This is a genomic window from Micromonospora sp. NBRC 110009 (genome assembly GCF_030518795.1).
Taxonomy (GTDB): Bacteria; Actinomycetota; Actinomycetes; order Mycobacteriales; family Micromonosporaceae; genus Micromonospora.
This window is the reverse complement of sequence record NZ_CP130427.1, coordinates 326,873-346,535: the sequence shown is the minus strand read 5'-3', so window position 1 is coordinate 346,535 and position 19,663 is coordinate 326,873. Positions and strand designations below refer to the sequence as shown.

At 70.9% G+C, this 19,663-nt stretch carries 14 protein-coding genes and 2 pseudogenes; 6 read left to right on the top strand and 10 right to left on the bottom strand.

The genetic code is table 11. The annotated features are described in order from the left end of the window. Positions 1-107: 107 nt before the first annotated feature. Together Q2K19_RS01570 and Q2K19_RS01565 are read left to right on the top strand one after the other, a co-directional pair. Positions 108-1,745 carry an FAD-binding oxidoreductase gene (locus Q2K19_RS01570; RefSeq protein WP_302766976.1) on the top strand — a complete coding sequence of 546 codons (1,638 nt, stop codon included), beginning with the start codon at positions 108-110 and terminating at the stop codon, positions 1,743-1,745. A gap of 346 nt (positions 1,746-2,091) precedes the next feature. Next, positions 2,092-3,105, top strand: coding sequence for a 3-keto-disaccharide hydrolase (locus tag Q2K19_RS01565; RefSeq protein WP_302766974.1), 1,014 nt, complete (start codon positions 2,092-2,094; stop codon positions 3,103-3,105). A 124-nt stretch (positions 3,106-3,229) separates the two neighbouring features. On the opposite strand, the gene Q2K19_RS01560 is transcribed toward Q2K19_RS01565, so the two are convergent. Then, on the bottom strand, positions 3,230-4,654 hold the full coding sequence (locus tag Q2K19_RS01560) for a M1 family metallopeptidase (RefSeq protein WP_302766972.1): 1,425 nt from the start codon (positions 4,652-4,654) through the stop codon (positions 3,230-3,232). 290 nt (positions 4,655-4,944) lie between these two features. Between Q2K19_RS01560 and Q2K19_RS01555 the strand changes: the two genes are divergently transcribed. Continuing rightward, the gene (locus tag Q2K19_RS01555) at positions 4,945-6,186 is read left to right on the top strand and encodes an esterase-like activity of phytase family protein (RefSeq protein WP_302766970.1); all 1,242 of its coding nucleotides are present in this window, start codon (positions 4,945-4,947) and stop codon (positions 6,184-6,186) included. A 168-nt stretch (positions 6,187-6,354) separates the two neighbouring features. Here Q2K19_RS01555 and Q2K19_RS01550 read toward each other — a convergent pair whose 3' ends face one another. Continuing rightward, positions 6,355-6,972, bottom strand: coding sequence for a TetR/AcrR family transcriptional regulator (locus Q2K19_RS01550; protein ID WP_302766968.1), 618 nt, complete (start codon positions 6,970-6,972; stop codon positions 6,355-6,357). A gap of 106 nt (positions 6,973-7,078) precedes the next feature. Between Q2K19_RS01550 and Q2K19_RS01545 the strand changes: the two genes are divergently transcribed. Beyond that, the gene (locus tag Q2K19_RS01545; protein WP_302766966.1) at positions 7,079-7,792 is read left to right on the top strand and encodes an SDR family NAD(P)-dependent oxidoreductase; all 714 of its coding nucleotides are present in this window, start codon (positions 7,079-7,081) and stop codon (positions 7,790-7,792) included. A gap of 32 nt (positions 7,793-7,824) precedes the next feature. Beyond that, positions 7,825-8,064: a tautomerase family protein gene (locus Q2K19_RS01540; RefSeq protein WP_302766964.1), complete on the top strand. Its 240-nt coding sequence runs from the start codon at positions 7,825-7,827 to the stop codon at positions 8,062-8,064. A gap of 236 nt (positions 8,065-8,300) precedes the next feature. Here Q2K19_RS01540 and Q2K19_RS01535 read toward each other — a convergent pair. From Q2K19_RS01535 to Q2K19_RS01525, 3 genes and pseudogenes are all read right to left on the bottom strand, one after another. Next, positions 8,301-9,448, bottom strand: a pseudogene (locus Q2K19_RS01535) (low temperature requirement protein A). A gap of 410 nt (positions 9,449-9,858) precedes the next feature. Next, positions 9,859-10,809, bottom strand: coding sequence for an alpha/beta fold hydrolase (locus Q2K19_RS01530; RefSeq protein ID WP_302766961.1), 951 nt, complete (start codon positions 10,807-10,809; stop codon positions 9,859-9,861). A 216-nt stretch (positions 10,810-11,025) separates the two neighbouring features. Beyond that, positions 11,026-11,436, bottom strand: a pseudogene (locus Q2K19_RS01525) (L-arabinose isomerase); the annotation flags it as partial. Positions 11,437-11,457: 21 nt separating this feature from the next. Between Q2K19_RS01525 and Q2K19_RS01520 the strand changes: the two are divergent. Further along, positions 11,458-12,240, top strand: coding sequence for a class I SAM-dependent methyltransferase (locus tag Q2K19_RS01520; RefSeq protein WP_302766959.1), 783 nt, complete (start codon positions 11,458-11,460; stop codon positions 12,238-12,240). A 54-nt stretch (positions 12,241-12,294) separates the two neighbouring features. Here the strand turns inward: Q2K19_RS01520 and ddaH are convergent, their stop codons facing one another. From ddaH to Q2K19_RS01495, 5 genes are all read right to left on the bottom strand, one after another. Continuing rightward, positions 12,295-13,065: a dimethylargininase gene (ddaH, locus tag Q2K19_RS01515; RefSeq protein ID WP_302766958.1), complete on the bottom strand. Its 771-nt coding sequence runs from the start codon at positions 13,063-13,065 to the stop codon at positions 12,295-12,297. A 58-nt stretch (positions 13,066-13,123) separates the two neighbouring features. Next, positions 13,124-15,358 (bottom strand): hypothetical protein, encoded by a 2,235-nt coding sequence (locus tag Q2K19_RS01510; protein ID WP_302766955.1) that lies wholly within the window; start codon positions 15,356-15,358, stop codon positions 13,124-13,126. Between the two features lie 234 nt (positions 15,359-15,592). Next, a complete protein-coding gene (locus tag Q2K19_RS01505; RefSeq protein WP_302766953.1) occupies positions 15,593-16,267 on the bottom strand; it encodes a TMEM175 family protein in 675 nt (224 codons plus the stop codon). Positions 16,268-16,435: 168 nt separating this feature from the next. Next, positions 16,436-17,965, bottom strand: a complete 1,530-nt coding sequence (locus tag Q2K19_RS01500) for an FGGY-family carbohydrate kinase (RefSeq protein ID WP_302766951.1) — start codon at positions 17,963-17,965, stop codon at positions 16,436-16,438. After that, a complete protein-coding gene (locus tag Q2K19_RS01495; RefSeq protein ID WP_302766949.1) occupies positions 17,962-19,623 on the bottom strand; it encodes a glycerol-3-phosphate dehydrogenase/oxidase in 1,662 nt (553 codons plus the stop codon). Before Q2K19_RS01495 ends, Q2K19_RS01500 begins: the two co-directional genes overlap by 4 nt. Between the last annotated feature and the right edge of the window lie 40 nt (positions 19,624-19,663).

Genomic DNA, 19,663 nt, shown 5'->3' with positions numbered 1-19,663 from the left:
GGTCGATGCTCACCCGGTACATACCAGCGGTACCGGCGGAACTCATCGCGCCCGGGCACAGAGGGCGGGGCTTCCGATCTGGCGCTGGTGGACGGCGGGGAGGCCGCATGGCCGGGAAACACCGTTCGTGGTGGGGCTGGGGGCACGTCGAGGACGCGGTGATCGGCGCGGAGGCGACGGCGTTGACCGACCGGGTGCGTACCCTGCTGCCCGGCGCCGACCTGACCGAGCATGTCGCGCCGCCGGTGGCCGAACTCGGCCTGCGCCCGCCGCGGGTCGATCCGCCGACGTCACTCGCCCGGCTGTGCTCGGCGGACCCGGCCGACCGGGCGGCGCACACCCACGGCAAGGCGTTCCGGGACGTCGTCCGCAACCTGCACGGGGACGTCCACGACCCGCCGGACCTGGTGGTCCGGCCGGCGACGGAGCAGGACGTCGTCGACGTGCTGGACTGGTGCGCGGGCCGGGAGATCGCGGTGATCCCGTACGGCGGCGGCTCGTCCGTGGTCGGCGGCGTGGAGCCGCGGCTGGACGGCGCGTATCCCGCGGCGGTCAGTCTCGACCTCGGGCGCCTCGACCGGGTGCTGGAGGTGGACCGGACCAGTCGGGCGGCCCGCATCCAGGCCGGCGTGTTCGGCCCGGCGCTGGAGGACCAGCTCCGGCCGCACGACCTCACGCTGCGGCACTTCCCGCAGTCGTTCGAGTTCTCCACCCTGGGCGGCTGGTTGGCCACCCGCGCCGGCGGTCACTACGCCACCGTCCTGACCCACATCGACGATCTGGTGGAGTCGTTGCGGGTGGTCACCCCGGCGGGCACCAGCCAGTCGCGCCGGCTGCCCGGCTCCGGCGCCGGGCCGTCCCCGGATCGGCTGTTCCTCGGCTCGGAGGGCGTGCTCGGCGTCATCACCGAGGCGTGGATGCGGCTGCAGGACCGGCCGCGCTGGCGGGCGGGCGCCTCGGTGCACTTCACCGACTACGACGGGGCGGTCGCCGCCACCCGGGCCATCGCCCAGGCCGCGCTGCACCCGAGCAACTGCCGGCTGCTCGACCCGGCCGAGGCGCTCCTCAACGCCGGCGCCGCCACCACCGGCGGCGTGCTCGTCCTGGGATTCGAGTCCGCCGACCATCCGGTCACCCCATGGCTGGACCGCGCCGTAGAGCTGTGCCGCGACCACGGGGGAACCCTGCCGGAGCCGCCCCGCAGCGACGACTCGTCCGGCCCACGGCAGCGGACCGCCGCCGCCGACGCCTGGCGGTCAGCGTTCCTGCGGATGCCGTACCAGCGCGACGCGCTCGCCGCCCGGTCGATGATCGTGGAGACGTTCGAGACCGCCTGCACCTGGGACCGATTCCCCGCCTTGCGCGCCGCCGTGCTCGACGCGGCCGGCGACGCGCTCCGCGCCGTCTCCGCGACCGGCGTGGTCACCTGCCGCTTCACCCACGTCTACCCGGACGGCCCCGCACCCTACTTCGGCGTGTACGCCACCGGCCGCTGGGACGCCACCCACGGCCAGTGGGACCAGATCAAGCATGCCGTCTCCGACGCGCTGCTCGCCGCCGGCGGCACCATCACCCACCACCACGCCGTCGGCCGCGACCACCGACCGTGGTACGACCGGCAGCGTCCCGACCCGGTCGCGCTCGCCTTGCGCGCCGCCAAGAGCGCGCTCGACCCGTCCTGGATCCTCAACCCCGGCGTCCTCGTCGATCCCGCCGGCCGACCTGGGCCGGCCCGCCCCGCCTGACCCCGGTACAACTCAGTCTTTCACCCGAATCGGGTGAGGTCGCGGCCACGCCCGGATGCCACGGTGGGGGTGGCGCGTCCCGCGGGACGCCCGCGGCTCGCCGCCGCCCTGGCCGCGTTGCCGAGCCTTGGCTTTCCTCCTCCCGAAGCAAAAGATACGTGTGCCGCAACGAAACTTCTTGATGTCTCGATGAGAAGAATCTAGGTTCGGGTGCGGAGCACTTGTCATGTGACGCCTGCCGGGAGACGCCCGAAGCTTCACGGGGAACGACAGTCCGATGTAGACGGAAAGGTCACGGGCGAAGACCGGCAGCGCCGCCTCCATCGGTGAGACAAGGAGGTTCAGCGTGGGTAGCAGGAATCGTTTCCTCGCGGGTACGGCGGTCCTCGCCGCCGCGGTCCTGAGCGGGGGGTTCGCGGCGGCGCCGGCCATCGCATCGCAATCGCCGTGCGTCGCGCCCGACAGCCGGCCGACCGTCCGCTTCCTCGACTACGACAGCGGCGTGGCGAACCGCACCGTCGAGGGTGGCTGCTCGATCAACGACCTGATCGACGACGAGAGTGCCTGGGCCAACCACGGCGGGTTCGTGGCACACGTGACGGACGTGGCCCGGGATCTGGTCGGTGCGGGGGTGATCACGGCCGGGGAGGCCGCCGCGCTGACCGGAACCGCGGCGCATTCCGACGTGGGAAAGACGAGCAGCTATGTCAGCCTCTTCGATGGGACGACCGAGTCGTACGCGAACTGGGGCTACGTCGGTGGCCGCGGGTTCGCCCTGCGCGACGGGTCGATGGTGACGACCAACTCGCCCACCGGCGGGGGGCTCGGCATGCTCTGGTACCGGGCCGCCCAGTTCGGCGACTTCTCACTGCGCCTGCAGTTCCGCGATGAGCGGGGTGGGGACGCGAACGCGCGGTCGAACAGTGGGGTCCTCGTGCGGTTCCCCGGCGTCGACCCGGCCGCCAACCCCCAGTGCAACACGACCGATCCGGCCTGGGTTGCGGTGAACTGCGGCCACGAGATCCAGATCAACGACTCGCCGGAGCTCGGCAGCAACGACCCGCGGAAGACCGGATCCGTGTACGGGTTCGCCGACCTGAACCTCGCCCAGGCCCGCCCGACGGACAAGGGGGTCTGGAACGACCTTGAGATCCGGGTCGTCGGCCAGCACTACACCGTGATCCGCAACGGCGTCGTGATCAACGAGTTCGACAACGTGCCCGGCCTGCCGTTCCCGGGCCGTCCGACCGACCCGGGCACCAGCGGACGGCAGTACGCGCAGGGCTACATCGGCCTGCAGAACCACGACGGCGGCTCGGTCATCGCCTTCCGCAACGTACGGGTGCGGGACCTCGGCTGATCCTGGCCGGATGCCGGCTTGTGGTTGGGGTGATCCGCCGGGCCATCCGGTGCCCGGCGGATCCGCTCCCTCCAGGGCCATGGGTGGGGCCCCGCGACCGAGACGGTCGCGGGGCCCCTCCACATCACCAGGTCGTGGGCTTGCCCTTCTGGAACAGCCACACGTCGAAGAAGGCGTTGAGGTTCTGCCCGGACTCCCGCTCGGACAGGGCGATGAAGTCGGCCGTTCCGGCGTGGCCGTACCGGTGGTTCGCCGCCCACTCGCGCAGGATGCGGAAGAAGGTGTCGTCGCCGACCTTGCCCCGCAACGCGTGCAGGGTCATCGCCCCCCGGTTGTACGGGATGTTGCTGAACATGTCCTCGGGACCCGGGTCGGCGAGGACGATCTGCCAGAACGACGACGAGGCGGCCCGACCGTAGTTGCTGCTGCTGTTGAAAGTCTGGTTGACCGACGCGCCGCCGTTGTACTCGGTGTACATCCACTGGGCGTACGTGGCGAAGCCCTCGTTGAGCCAGATGTCCGACCAACGCTGCGGGGAGACGCTGTCGCCGTACCACTGGTGTGCCAGCTCGTGCGCCATGGTGCCAACACTCGCCGGGCTGGAGAAGATCGGCTTGGTCTGGGTCTCCAGGGCGTAGCCCACGTCCGGGGCCCGGTCGATGATCGCACCGGTCGAGGCGAACGGGTACGGACCGAACGTCGAGGAGAAGAAGTCGATCATCTTCGGGATCTGCGCCACCGCGGCGGCGGACCCGGCGACCTGCCGCGGGTCGATCGCGACATACACGGGGATCCCGCTCGGCGTCGTCGACTCGGTGACCACGAAGTTGCCGATGGTGATCGTCGCCAGGTAGGTGGCCATCGGCTCGGTCGAGTCCCAGGTGAAGGTGGTCCAGCCGTCCCGGGTCTCCTCGGACAGGAGTTGGCCGTTGCCGACGGCGGTCAGCCCCGCCGGCACCTTCGCGGTGAACCGGAAGGTGGCCTTGTCGGTCGGGTGGTCGTTGGTGGGCAACCAGGCCGGCGTGCCCTGCGGCTCCCCGACGACGAAGGCGCCGTCGTCGGTAGGCACCCAGCCTTCGATCGACTCGTCCGGGTCGGTGATCGGGCCCGGTACGCCGGCGTACCTCACCACCACGGTGAACGCCTGCCCGTTCTTGAGCTTCGGGCGCGGCGTGACGACCAGTTCCTGACCGTCCCGCGCGAAATCGTGCGCATGCCCGTCGATCGTCAGCGACGTAATTTCCGGACCGCGGAAGTCCAGGTTGAACCGGTCGAGATCCTGCGTGGCGATCGCGGTGATCGTCGCGGTGGCGGCCATGAACCGGCTCGCCGGGTCGTAGGAGAAGTTGAGGTCGTAATGCTGGACGTCGTATCCGCCGTTGCCCTCGTCCGGGAAGTACGGGTCGCCGACGCTCGCCGCACCAGCCGAGTAGCGGGCGGCTCCCGGGTTGCCGGGTGCGGCGCCGGCCGCCCCCGGTGCCGTCACCGACCCGACTGCCACCAGGACGACCATGGCCAGCGCGGCACCGCGCAGGCGTGGGATTGTCATGTGAATCCTCTCCGTTGGACCGCCACGGCAGCGCCGGCCACCAGATGGGTACGCCCTATCCACCCCCACCGGGCGTGAATGCGTCAAGGTCTGCTGCGCGATCGCGGCGGCGAGCGGACGGGGACGTTCGTCCAGGCAATAGCATCGTTGGGCGGATTGTCAGGCGGTCCGGTATGGACCACGCTGAACATCGAGTCGGTCTCGGGTGGGGGTCGGACCTCGGCAACGCGTACCCGGGACACGGCCTTTGCGCGTTCTCAACAGCGGTTCATCGCCCTGTGGAGGAGCCGATGATGATCAGACGACCGTCCACACTCATCGCTGTCGCGCTCGCCACGACGGCTGCGGTCCCTTCGGGCGGCGCATACGGCGACGACAACGGAAGATCACAACCAACGCTGCTCGGTCGCGCCGTGCTACCGGTCGAGACGTACGCCCCCGGCCCTCCGTCGGGGACCCTGCTACCTCCCGGAACCGTCAACGGGGTCACATTCCCGCTGCCGTCGCAGCCGGTCGAGGGATTCTCGGCGATTGTGGCCGGCCGACAGCCAGGGGAGTATCTCGCCATGCCGGACAATGGGTTCGGTGCCAAGGCGAACTCAAAGGACTTCCTGATCCGCGCCTACTACATCCGGCCGGACTTCAAGACCGCCAAGGATGGCAGCGGGGAAGTCGACGTCGATCTGGACGAGTTCATCCAGTTCCGTGACCCTGACCGCCTGATCGGCTTCACCATTGTCAACGAGGGCGCGACCGACCGGCCACTGACCGGCGGCGACATCGATCCCGAGTCCCTCCAGAGCGGCGCTGACGGGGATTTGTGGGTCGGCGACGAGTTCGGGCCGTGGCTCCTACACTTCGACGCCACCGGCAAACTGCTCGACCCGCCCTTCGCGGCGCCTGGCGGCCTGCAGTCGCCCAACAACCCCCACCTCGGGGGAGCGGCGGCAACTCAGCCGAACAGTCGCGGCTTCGAGGCCATGGCCATCAGCCCGGACGGCAGGTATCTGTACCCGACTCTGGAGGGCGCCACGGTCGCCGAACTCGGTACCACGCGCCGCTACGTCTTCGAATTCAGCGTGCGCGAGGAGGCGTTCACGGGGCGGGTCTGGCTGTATCAGACCGAGCAGCCGGGCTACTTCGTGTCGGACCTGGCGGCCCTCGACGGACACCACCTTGCGGTGGTCGAGCGCGACGGCGGTCTTGGGCTGAACGCGCTGTTCCGCAAGGTGTACGTCGTCGACCTCGCCGACGTGGATGCGGGCGGGTCCCTGGTGAAGACGGAGGCGATCGACCTGGCGGCCGTGCCCGACCCGGACCTGGTTTCCTTGCCGCCCGTCCACAGCGGCGACGTCGGACTGGGCAACCCGTACCGCGTGACGTGCGAGTCGATCGAGGCGATCCATCAGATCGCAGGCAATCAACTACTGCTCGGCTGTGACAACAACTTCCCCAACACCGGGCGCAACCCCGGCCGCGCGGACGACAGCGAGTTCATCGTCGTGAAGGTGCCAGGCCTCCGCGGCGAGTAGCGAGAGCAGACAACTCAACGGCGGGCGCCGCGGCGTCGGCGCCCGCCCCGACGGCCACCCAGGTCACCGGAATCTTCCCCGAATCAGCCAAGGCCCTGTCCGACAAGATCGAGGTGCCGCCGGCCGTACGGTAGGCATGGTTGGTGGTGGGAGCCGGAGCGGGGTCGTTCAGTCGGCCGGCCGCGCGTGCGCCGGCACCTGCAGCAGGTCCAGGCAGTTGCGCCACAGCGTCTCCAGCTGAGCCGGATCGTTGAGCAGCTTCGCCAGCAGAACCCGTCCCTCGATCTGCGCGACGATGGACCGGGCAGCCTCGCGGGCGTCGACAGACGGGCCGGCCTGGCCCCGCTCCTTCGCCTCCAGGACCACCTGCTCGATGAGGTCGATCTGGGCCTCGAAGATCTCCTGGAGCCGCCTGCGGATCTCCTCGGCCTGGTTGCTGAGCTCCAGCGCCAGGTTGCCGAACAGGCAGCCGGCGATCAGCCCGGCCTGCTGCTGCCCGGTCCGCTGCACCTCCTCGGTGGCCTCGAACAGGTCCCGCAGGCGCCGCAGCGGGTCGCGGTCGCTGCTGAGCAGCTCGACCCACTGCCGGCGTTGGCGCGCCCAGTGTTCGTCGATGACGGTGAGCGCGAGAGCCTGCTTGGACTCGAAGAAGTAGTAGAAGCTGCCCTTCGGCACGCCCGCCGTCGCACAGATCTCCGCCACCCCCAGCGCGGAATATCCGCGCTGTTCCAGCAGCGTCGCCGCCGCGCCGAGGATCTTGTTCCGCGCGTCACTCGTCCGTCCCATGCCTTTGACGATACACGACCGGTCGGCTAGCTTTTGTCGACCAGTCGTCTACTGGTCTTCAGGCCCGGGCCAACAAGGGTTCCGGCCAGTCAGGAAGAGGAACGTCATGAACAGTCAGGGACAGAAGGTGGCCGTGATCACCGGTGCGTCTCAGGGCATCGGCGCCGGCCTCGTGGACGCCTACCGCAAGCTCGGGTACGGCGTCGTGGCGACCTCACGCTCGATCGGTGACACCAACGATCCGGAGATCGTCACCGTCCGGGGCGACGTCGCCGACGCCGACACCGCCGAGCGGGTGATCACCGTCGCGTTCGACCGTTTCGGCCGCATCGACACCCTCGTGAACAACGCCGGCGTCTTCATCGCCAAGCCGTTCACCGACTACACCGATGAGGATTTCGACCTGGTCACCGGGGTCAACCTCGCCGGCTTCTTCCACCTCACCCGGCGGGTCCTGCCGCACCTGCTCGCCGTCGGCGGGGGACACGTCGTCAACATCACCACGAGCCTCGTGGACCAGCCCAACTCCAACGTGCCGTCCGTGCTCGCGTCGCTGACCAAGGGTGGCCTCAGCTCCGCCACGAAGTCCCTGGCCATCGAGTACGCGGGCCGAGGGGTACGGGTGAACGGCGTCGCCCCGGGGATCATCAAGACCCCGATGCACCCGGTCGAGTTCCACGACACGTACGGCGGGCTGCACCCGGTGGGCCGGATGGGTGAGATCAGCGACATCGTCGACGCGGTCGTCTACCTCGAATCCGCGCCGTTCGTCACCGGCGAGATCCTGCACGTCGACGGTGGCCAGAACGCCGGTCACTGACCCCACCGCGAACCGGAGAAAGGACCACTACGATGCCGATCGTCACGATCCAGATCACCCGCGAGGGCAGCACGCCCGGTGCCTCCGCGGCGACAGCCGAGGAGAAGGCGGCCCTGATCAAAGGGGTTAGCCAGCTGCTGCTCGACGTCCTGAACAAGCCGTTGACGTCGACCTTCGTGGTGATCGACGAGGTCGACACCGAGAACTGGGGACGGGGCGGCCTGCCGGTCGAGCAGTTCCGCGCACAACAGCAGCCAAGCTCGAGCGAATAGAACGGGTGGGGCGCACCGACAGGAACGATGGCCGGAGCCGAGCCGGGACCTGCGCCATCGGCCCGGTCGGTGCGCCTCGACCTCGTCGACAGGCCTGTGAGTGATCCTCCTGGGCTGTCCCCGCCTTGCGAGTTTCGCCCTACGGCAGGGAGGCGGCCGGCTGGTGGGCGAGCCAGAGCTGGACCCGTCGGCACAATCGTCCCAGCAGTGCTCACGGGTGCACTGCGCCGTTTGAGCTAGCTGCCGGTCGGACGCGGCTGGGTGGCCCGGTTCTCAACGACGGCCACCACGAGAAGCACTCCGGTCGTGGTCATGCTGACCCCGATCAGCGGCAACCAGTGGGCGGTGACGGCGGCGACGAGCGTGGCGAGCAGGCCGCTCAGGCGGGGCCAGGACAGCCGGCGGTAGATGGTGGCGGACAGCAGGACCCGACCGGTGAGAAACAGCGCGGGGCCGGCGACCGTGACGGCGACGGCCCCGCCGGATCCCCGTTCGGTCGGATGTGCGATGACAGCTTCAGCGGCGACGGAGGAGGCCAGGACGCCGGCGATCATGACGAGATGCAGGTCGCCAGTCGACGTGCCGAATCGGGGCAGACCACGCTTCTCGATTGCGGCACCGAGGTAGGTTCCCGCCGGAGTGACGTACGACAACCCGATCAGCACCGTTGCCGCGAAGACCACCAGAAACGCGACGGAGTGGCGGAGATCCTTGTCGGTACGGGAGAAGACCAGACCGGCGGAGAACAGGAGCTCGCCGAGAGCGATGATGAAATCTGCTGGTACCGCTCGGTGAGATGGCCCCCTCGCAGTCGCAGTTCCTCCGGCCCCGCCCGGCCAAGCCGTGGCGCCCGCCAGCCAAGTAGCGGCCCGGAATAGTCGAGTGCCAGGGCCGCCACCCACGTCGGTGTTCGCGCCGCCGCCCAGAATGCCCCCACCAGCCACAGGACCCCGGACGCGCTGAACCAGACGAAGATTCTCAAGGGACGCCTGCGCAGCGGATGCTTCCGCAGTGCCAGGGCCGCGAAAGCGCTCCGGACCACGTGAACGGCGACGTAGGTGCCGGCGAAGAGAACCGCCTGCCCCTTCTCCACGTACGGGACAGCGGCGCTCATCAGGACCACGCCCAGCGTCGAACCGACCAGCAGAGCCCGCACACTGCGGTTGGTACGGGCATACCAGTCGGAGAACCAGCTGGTCACCACCCAGAGCCACCACAGCGGCAACAGGAGAAGGACGGTGTTCCACGCTCCGGCGAGGGTCATGTCGGACAGCAGGACCCCTGACAGCTGCCTCAGCGCCAACACGAATGCCAGATCGAAGAACAGTTCCAGGAAGGACGCACTGAGCGGTTCGTCGCGCTGTCGCAGCAGCGGAGCCCGCATCCTCACGTCGCCCCCTGAGGCCCTCGGCCCTGCGTACCACCGCGGTGACCACCTCTCGGCGTCTCCCGGCAAATGCCCGGCCGGTGGTAGCTGACTGTCCGCCCAGGTAACCATCGGTGGCTCGCCGGGGTGGAACGCCAGCTTCTCGTTGACGGCCGGCCACCACGAACCGCTGGCCGCACGTCAGGGGTCACGACCGGGTCAGCTGCGTCATCGTCCTTCGAAGAGGCGGTCAGGAGACGTCGTTGAGCGGCGGGTCCACTGAGCGTCCGGCGCTGAGGCCAGCCAGGTGCTCGACCGGCCGCACGTTCAGCACGTGGCCGGGGATCGCCGGGGCGACTTCCGTCGATCAGCACCCAGTGCGGCCGCTGCGCTCGGGCCCCGCCGCGGCCGGTACCGGAGAGCGCGTACTAAGCCCGGGCGGCGCCCACCGTCGCCACTTGGCGATACGGGGCCAGGAACGCGGTCAGCGCCGCAAGCAGCGCATCGGGAGCCTCCTCGGCGATGAAGTGCCCGCTGTTCGGAATGACCGCGGTCTGCACGTCGTCCGCGAGGGTCTTCATCGCCTCCCCGACCTTGTCGCCGCTGCTTGCCGCTCCGCCGATCGCCAGGACCGGCATGGCGAGCCGCTTGTTCTTGCGCTTCTCGTTCTGTGTCATCATCGCGTCCCACGCTCGGTAGAACCCGAAGCTGCCACGCAGGGAGTCGGGGTTGGAGAGCATACCGACGTAGTAGTCGATCACGTCGTCGGGCAACTTCCCGCCCTGGATGGTGAACTCCCAGCTGAAGAAGATCTTCTCCCGTCCCTGGACGAGCTGTTCGTTCAGCTTGTTGATCCGGTTGAAGGGGATGTGCCAGAACCGGTCGTTGAGCGGCCCGGGAGCGAACATGGGCGGTGAGGGAACCGCCCCCGGAGGCCCAGGAACCTCGGCGAGGGCCACGCGCTCGATCCGCTCCGGGTGGTCCGCGGCCAACGCGTATCCGATCGGGAGTCCGGTGTCGGTGCCGACCACGGCGAACCGCTGGTGGCCGAGCGCGTCCATCAGCGCGACCATGTCGTTCGCCTGGGTGCCCGGGTCGTACCCGTCCTCGGGCTTGTCGGACAGCCCCATGCCACGCTGGTCGACTGCGATGACCTTGAAGTCCCGGGCCAGGGCGGGCATCAGCAGGCGCCACGCGTACCAGCTCTGCGGCCAGCCGTGCACCAGCAGCAGCGGCGGTCCGTCACCGCCGACGACCGCGTGTAGGCGCAGTTCGCCGATGTCGACGTACCGGCTGGTGAACGTGTCGGTGAACCCTGCCGGAAGGTTCGGCGCCTGCGAGACGGAGCCGGGGCCCTCCGGAACGGAAGTCGAACCCATGACGATCTCCTTTCACCACACCCCAGGGAGTCGGCACACGATCGGTGCCGGCCCGATCACCTGCACTGCCCGGCTCGGCGCAACCCCAGAGAGACTCCCCGGCCGCACACCTGAGCGGTGGTCCTGCGGGACCACTTCACGATATGCAGGAACATCCGGAACGAGGGCGGGACCAGCAAAATCAGGGCGCGACGGACCAACCCGATCTCGTCTGGATCAGAGGCCCTGCGCCAGCCGGTGGTAGGCGTTGTTCCATCTCAGCTCGCGGGCGAAGCCGTGGGTTGTGGTGGTCTCATCGATGTAGGCGAGCTCCACGCCCACCATCTCGGCGAAGTCCTCCAGGTGCGCACGGGTCAGGGCGGTGGAGAGCACGGTGTGGTGGGGGCCTCCGGCGGTGAGCCAGGAGGTGGTCGAGGTGCGCAGGTCCGGACGGGGCGCCCAGACCGCTCGGGCGACGGGGAGCGCGGGGAGTGCCTCGAGCGGCTCGACGACGTCGATCGCGTTGCCGACCAGGCGGAAGCGGTCGCCCATGTCGGCCATGCCGACGACGAAGCCTTCGCGGGGAGCGGCGTCGAACACGAGCCGGACCGGGTCCTCGCGGCCGCCGACACCGAGCGGGTGGATCTCATCCGATGCCACAATGCCCGTATGCCGTCGGACGCCTGGGCCGGGTTGGCGAACCCGTTCGTGGAAGGTGCGTACGCTTCGGTCAAGGGGCAGGTGCGGACGTACGTCCTCCATGCTCAGCTGCTGCGGCACCTCCCGCAGCCGCCGGCGAGCGTCCTCGACGTCGGCGGGGGTGCGGCCCACCAGTCGTTGCCGCTGGCCCGACTCGGCTACGACGTCACCGTCCTGGACCCGTCGCCGGCCATGCTCGCCAAGGCCGAGCAGCGGCTCAAGGCCGAGCCGGACGACGTCCGGCGGCGCGTCCGGCTGGTCGAGGCACCCGGCGAGCAGGCCCGGGCGGCGACCGGTGGGCAGCAGTTCACGGCGGTGCTCTGCCACGGCGTGCTGATGTACCTCGATCGACCCGAGCCGCTGGTCTCCGAGCTGTGCCGCTGTGCAGCACCCGGAGGGGTCGTCTCGGTCATGGCGCTCAATGCCCGCACGCTGGCCGTCCGCCCGGCCCTCGATCATCGCTGGGCCGACGCCCTGGCCGCCTTCGAGGCCACCGGCGAGGTCGGGGTGCTCGGCGTCGACACCCGGGGCGACACCGTCGAGGGCCTGTCCACCCTGCTGCAGCAGAGCGGGGTGGACCCCGAGGCCTGGTACGGGGTCTGGTTGTTTTCGGACTGGCTGGACCTGCCGCCCGACAGCACGGACCTGGCGGCCGTGGCCGCCGTCGAGCTCGAAGCGAGCGTGCGGGACCCCTACCGACAGCTCAGCCGGGTGTTCCACCTGATCGGGCGGGTTCGCGCGCCGCGTCGCTGACCCTCGTCGCCCACCGCCACTTCGGCGCCCGGCCGGGCCCGGCCGGGGCGTGGGTCAGACCTGGGGGATCAGCACGCTCAGGCAGGTGACGCAGCCTTCGAGCTTCTCGTACTCGCCGATGTCGACGACGACCGGCGTGAAGCCGAGGTCCGCCACGAGCGCCGCCGTGCGCGGCGCCGACGCGGCCAGCAGCACAAGGTCGTCACCGAGCGGTACGACGTGGCAGCCGGCCTCCTCGTCGACCGGCCGCACCGGTTGCTGGAGCGCGGCCGCGTCGAGCAGTTCCGGCAGCGCGAGGAGGGTGCCGTCGGGCAGCGCGGTCACGGCCGACTTGAGATGCAGCACGTCGCGCAGCGGGACCGGAATCACCGTGCGCCCGCGGGTCGCCAGGTGCGCGCGCAGTTGGGCCACGCCCGCATCGTTGGTGCGACCGCCCCGACCCACGTACACGGTGCTGCCGACCTGCAGCACGTCGCCGCCGTCGAGCGTCCCGGGAGCCTCGATGCGCACGACCTCCAGCCCGGCGTCGCGGACCGCCTTTTCGGTGCCGGGAATCTCCGGGCGGCGCTGTGGCGCGCCCGGCCGGGTGATCACCGCCAGGCCTTCGCAGACCACGACGGTGTCCTCGACGAACACCGAGTCGGGGCAGTGCTCGGCGATGGCGACCTCGTGAGCCTGCCAGCCGGCTTCGACCAGCGCGGTCCGGTACGCCTCGTGCTGACGCCGGGCCCGTGCCATGTCCACGTCGCTGCGCTCGATGTGGGTGACCAGCCCCTCAGCCAGCCGGCCGCTCGGTCGCCGGACCAGGGCAGTGCCTCGCGTCATGCCACCAGTCTGCCGTGCGCCTGTCCCCGGGCTCAAGCGGGACAGGCGGCAGCCGAAGTCATTGCCCGGCCGGTGGTTCGGCCCGCCGGGGCCCGTGGTCCATCGGCATGCGGAGGCGCTCGACCAGTTCGCGCACCGCCTCGGTGAACGGCTGCTCGGACTCGCAGGGCCGGTGTCCCTGCACGGGGGGTGGGACGCTGTCGCCGGGCGGAGCCACCACGGCGACGGGGTCTCGCAGCCGGCGGTCCACCGTTGCGGCCGGGCGGCCGGCGGTGTCCGGCGCGGCTGGCCGGTGGGCGGAGAAGATCCAGCCACCGATCGGGTCGGTGTCGCGCCACAGGTTCATCCACCGCCAGTCGACTCGAGCGCCGATCTCGTGCAGCACCTCGTCGTCGATGTAGGCGGGGAAGAGCCGGCCGTAGAGCCGGCGCAGCGGTGACCCGTAGGTGAGCAGGGCGACCCGGCTGCTGATCTGGGGAGGCAACTGGAGCACCGTCGCGGCGACCAGCACCGAACCGTGGCTGTGCCCGGTGAGCAGCACCGCCTTGCCCCGTCCGACCAGGTAGGTGATCCGTCGGGTCAGTTCCGGCACGGCACGTTCCGCGTAGCAGGGCGGCGCGAACGGGTGGGCCGCCCGGGGCCAGAACGTGCCCAGGTCCCACAGCACGCCGACGTGGCGCCTGAACCCGGCGGTCCGGTAGGCGAAGATTCCGGCGATCATCAGGCCGAGGATGGTCGCTGCGATCACCCAGCTGCCGAACGCGATGGCGAAGGTGACCAGGTCGGCGGGCACCCCTTCGAACCGCTCGACGACGTCACCCGGATACAGCTCCAGCAGACCGATGGAGGTGGTGGCCGTGCCGATTCCGGCGAGGCAGGCGTAGACCACGGCCAGCGGTATCAGTCGCTCGGTGAACCGGGCCTGGGCTATCGCCTTCTGCACCTGCCGCATCCGGGGCCTGGCTTCCGCCGGCGGATCCGGGTAGTCGCGCCCGACGATTGCCGCCGCGGCGCGGTACCGGCCCGGACGGGAAATCAGGGTCACCAGGCCCGCCACGAGCAGCGTGATCAGTACCGCCCGGAAGAAGCCGAAGATCGCCCAGGTGTACGCCCTCGTGGGCCCGGCGGCCACGCCCGCCGCGGTCGGCGCGTCGCGGTCCAGGAAGTCCGCCACCCGGTAGACCAGCTCGGCGGAGAACGCCACCGCCAGACTGATCGCGGCGGCCGCGATCGCCAGCGCTCCCAGGCCGAGTAGGGGAGTGGCAGCCGGCTGGCGACCCCGGCGCCACAGCAGCACCGCTCCCAGCGCGGTCAGCAGGGCGGTCTGGGCGACGAACAGCCAGGTGAGGATCCAGTCGTAGCCCGGCAGGCCGCCCCCCTCGTGCCACGGCGCCGGGTTGGTCAGGATGTCGGCCGCGACCACGACGGTCAGGACGACGGCGATCGTTCGCAGCGCGCTGGTGATCCGGTCGAGTCGCCGATCGGCGGCGGCCCGGTCGATCAGCGGTGGGGTGCAGAGCAGGACCGCACAGGCGGCCAGGACCGCCCCGATGACGACGGCCAGCGCGACGGTGCCGGCCGAGGCGCGGGGTGAGGCCCGGGCGGCGAGCAGCGTGACATCCAGGGTCGCGAACGCCGCCGCGACGTGGATGGAGCGCAGTCGACCCACCAGCGGTTCGGCGTCCCACCGACCGACGGTGCCGAGCCGATGCCCGGAGACCCCCGCCTCGGGAGCACGAAACGCGTCGAACAGCCGCCCTGGGCGTGTACTGGCCCGCCAGAGCAGGCCGATGGCAGCGGCCGGGACCAGCGCCAGTACCGCGAGCCGCAGCCCGACCGGTTGCCCACCCAACCAGGACAACCAACTGCGCCCGGCAAGGCAGTGCGGCGAGCTCATGCACTTCCACGCGATCAGGTCCAGGGCGACGCCGGCGACGGCGAGCACGTACAGCGCGGTGAGCGTGAGCGCCAGCAGCCGGCACAGGGATCTGACCATCGCGTCGGAGCCGCGGTCCGCCGGACGCATCCAGATCGCCACGTTGACCAGCATGAACGGCAGCAGGAACACCAGCGACAGGGTTCGACCCACGGTTCCGGAGGGCAGGTCGCCCCAGCGGTACGCCTCCAGCGTCACCCGGGCGGCGCGGTCGGTGCCCGGGGACCGGCGGCGGGGTCGGTAGAAACCCCCACTGCGATCGCCGGCGACCTGCTCGATCTGCAGCAGGTCCAACACCTGGCCGGCGCTCGCGCCGGAGACGCCATGTACCCGCAGCTCCACCACGTCATCGGACATCCCCGGCCCGCCCCACCGCGCTGATGCATCCGACATCGGTCCCCCCCGAGCCGCCTTTGCGGGCCCAAACCGGGTGAACCCGGCCGAGGAGCGCCCCGCCACTCGCGGCGGTCTACCCCACCCGGACGGGCCCAACCGTGGGATACGCCCTGCGACGCGGTTGGACTGGCGCACCCAGCGGGGCTGGGAACGGCGCTCGGTCAGGGTGGGGGACGGTCCGCCGGGCCGCCGCGGTCACGGCCGTCCGCCGCCCTCTCGGCGGGGCCACCGCCTGTCGATCTCGCCCCGGATCGGCAGCCAGTAGAAGGGGATGAACGCGGCGATCACCACCACGCCGAGCGGGGGTAGGAGGGCGCCCAGCAGCGTGCCGGTGGCGATCCAGGTGAGGGCGAGCCGGAAGCGCCGGCTGATGGCTCGGGCACCGGCGGCATCGAGGGTGGTCACCAGCAGCCGGGGATGACGGCGGGCGTACTCCCAGATCGCGTTGAACAGGATGGCCGCCAGTTCGAACGTGAGGCCGTGGAGGACGACGGCGACTCGCTGCCCCTCCCCGTCACGGAACGCCCGGGACAGAACGGCGGCGGCGAAGGGCAGGAACGCGATGTCCATCAGCAGCACGGTGTTCAGGAACAACACCGTCCGGTCGACGGTACGGATCTGGTCGAACATGACGTGATGGTTGGCCCACACCTGCCCGATCAACATGAAGGTGACGACGTAAGCCAGGTAGGACGGCCAGAGCGTGACGAGGCCGTGGAACAGGTGCCGGCTGTCCGGTGGACGGATCTCCAGGATGAGCAGCGTGACGGCGATGGCGATGACCGCATCGCTGAACCCGACGATTCGTGACGGATCTCGCTCCAGGCCGAACGGCGATGACCTAGCTGGTCTGCGAACCGGTTCTGTCACCGTCCAAGCATCCGGCACCGACCGCCCGGGCCGGCGGAGCCGAGCGGCATGTCATCGGTGCGCAGTGGGCGGTCGGGGCGGCAGCTGCGGTGCGATCTCGGCCGATGCGTCGGCCGAGACGACGCACCGCAGCTGCCCACCTCTTCCCAGTCCGGCATGACGGCCCGGTCAGCAGCTCCCACCAGGGTTGCGGTAGCGCTCGACCTCCGACCACACGGCGGACATCCGGGCCAGACAGCGGTCGAACACCTGGGCGTGCTCCAGGTAGGCGGCGCGGTCTGGCCCCGGGTGCACGCAGAGGTCGTCCTCGTCGTTGACGGTCCACGGCGGCACGTCGTGGCCGAGGGCGCCGGGAAGCAGGGAGGCGACCCCCCGGGCGCCGAGTTCGCTGGTGAGCTGCCGCCGGACCGGCCGGCCCAGCACGTCGGCGAAGATCTGCGCCCACACCGTCGACCGCGCGCCCCCGCCGGCCAGCCGCCAGGGTCGGTCACCGACGTCCGCGCCGCTGGCCAGCACCCGGTCGAGCTGCACCCGGTGGTACTGCGCGACGCCTTCGATGACCGCCCGGGTGAGGTGGCCCCGGCGGTGGTTGCTGGAGACGCCGAGGAAGGTGCCGGACGCCGACGGATGCTCGGGCGCGCCGTTGACGAAGGGCAGGAACAGCAGACCGTCGGCGCCCGGCGGCACCGCGGCGGCCTCCTGCAGCAGTTCCGCCGCGGCGACGCCGCCGGTCTGCCGGTGGGGCACCCCGGCGCAGGCGAGCCATTCGAGGTTGGCCGCCGACGTGGGGGCCACCTCCATGGCCAGCATGGTGGCCGGATCGGGCATGAACGCGCTGAGCGTGACCTCCGGGGCGGGGGTGCGCGCGGGCACCACCACTCCGTTGATCGCCCAGGTGCCGACGATGATCGTCCCGTCCCCGAGGTCCCGTCCCCCGGCGCCCAGGGTGGCGGCCACACAGTCCATGCACCCGGCGATGACCGGCAGGCCCTCGGGCAGCCCGGTGCGGGCCGCGGTCGCCGCGCTCAGTCCGGCGACGACCTCGTCGGACCTGCGCAGCGGTGGGAACCGGTCCAGGTCGGCGGCGGGCAGCCCGACCAGTTCGAGCGCCGTCGGCGTGTACGCCCGCGTGTCGAGCCCGACCATGCCGAACGCGCTGGCGTCGCTGTAGTCCGCGCTGGCCACGCCGGTGAGCTGCGCGGTGACCCAGTCCTTGCAGGAGAGCACCCACCGGGTGGCGGCGTACGTCGCCGGTTCGGTGTCCCGCAGCCAGCGCAGCAGGACGGCGGGCTGGGCGACCCACGGGATCGAGCCGGTCTCCCGGGCCAGCCGGCGGGCCCCCTCGGGCGGGATCGCCTGCACGATGTGCTGCGCCCGACTGTCGGACGAGGCAATGGCCGGCCCGATCGGGCGCAGGGACCCGTCGACCGGGTAGATGCCGTTGCCGTGTGCGGCCACGCCGATGCCCGCCGGGGCGTACCCCTCGGCGGCCAGCTTGCCGCCGACCTCCGCCAGCAGCGCCAGCACCGTGTCGGCGAGGGCGGTCATGTCCACGTCGTGGCGGTGGGCGGTGACGCTGGTGCGTGGCGTGCGGGCGTGCACCACGGCCAGCTCGTTGCCGACGACGTCGAAGGCGGCCACCTTGGTGGCGGTGAGGCCGACGTCGACCCCGAGGTAGCAGGTGTGCGGGATCGTCACGACGTCCTCCTCTCGCTCGCTCCGGTCGTCGGGGCGAGGTTCAGTCCGCGCGGGCGGAAGCGCAGCAGCTCCGCCCGGTAGGCGGCCACCTCCGCCTCGGCCCGTCCGGTGTCCCAGCCGAGCTGTCGTACGGCGACGTCCGCGCAGGTCACGGCCGTCGACACCGCCATGTCCGGGCCGAGGCCGATCAGCGTACGGCGCAGCAGCACGTCGGCCAAGGTCACGGCTCGTTCCTCGCGGAAGGCCATCACCACCTCGGCGGCGACCGCCCCGGTCCGCTCGTCGACGACCTCGGCCAGTGCCGGGTCGGCTACAGCGAGTTCGAGCACCCGGCGGGCCCGGACGCCGTAGAGGTCCAGCAGCCGGGCGGACTGCGCCGGGGTGAACGGTGTGGCCGAGCGCGGGAAGTCCGCGCGGAAGGCGTACCAGTCCGGGGTATCCGCGCCGGGCAGCGGGCGGGTACGGGTGGTGCAGCGTTGCCGTGGCCGGCCGAGCAGCTTCAGCGCCTCGTCGGTGGCGTCCTCGGCGAGGGCACGGTGGGTGGTCAGCTTGCCGCCGATGATCGTGAGCAGCCCCTGGTACGCGGGCGCGTGGTTGAGCACCGTGTGCCCCCGGCTGATCTTGGCGTTGTCCGAGACGCCGGCCGTGTAGGGCAGCGGGCGGATTCCGGCGACGCTGTAGAGCACGTCGTCGGCTGTGAGGCCGGCCTGGGGGAACAACCGGTTGGCCTCGGTGAGCAGGTAGTCGATCTCGGCGTCGCTGGCGACGACCTCGTCCAGGTCCCCGTCGTACGTGAGGTCGGTGCTGCCGAGGACGTACCGGCCCTGCCAGGGGAAGATGAAGATCGGTCGCTGGTCGGCGGCGGCCTCGAAGAAGATGCAGGTGTCCGGGGCGCCCGGGAACGGGTCGATGATGATGTGGCTGCCCTTGGTGCCGCCGTTGAGGCGTCCGCTCTCGACCTGGCCGTCGAGGATCCGGTCGATCCACGGCCCGGCCGCGTTGATCGTGAGGCGGCCCCGGATCTCGCCCTCGCGTCCCGACTCGTTGTCCCGGGTCCGGACTCCGTGCACCCGTCGGTCCGTGACGAGCAGACCGGTCACCGTCGTGTAGGTCAGCACCCGGGCGCCCAGCCGCTCAGCGTCGATCAGCAGCTCGACGCAGAGCCGCTCGGCCCACGGCACCTGGGCGTCGTTGAAGAGCACGCCGCCCCGCAGGCCCTTGCGGGAGAGGTGGGGCCAGCGCCGGGCGATGGCCCGGGCCGACAGGCCCCGGCTGCGTCCGCGCCCGCGGCCGGCGGCCAGCACGTCGAACGCGGCCAGGCCGAGGCGGATCAGCGGTCCCGGCCGGCTGTCACCGGCGTAGAACGGGATCAGCATGGGGTAGTCGTGCACCAGGTGCGGTGCGGTGCGGAACAGCAGGTGCCGCTCCCGGATCGACTCGTGCACCAGGGTGAAGTCGTAGCGCTCAAGGTATTTCAGGCCGCCGTGGATGAGCCGGCTGGAGGTGGCGGTGGTGCCGGCGCCGACGTCCCCGCGGTCGACCACGACGACGCTCAGGCCCCGGCTGGCGGCGTCTCGGGCGATGGCGAGGCCGTTGACGCCGGCGCCGATGATCACCAGGTCGACGAGGTCATCGGCGCCGGTCGGTGGGTGTGACATGAGGAGCTCCCGGAGATGCGGGGTGCGGGCCGGGTGGCCG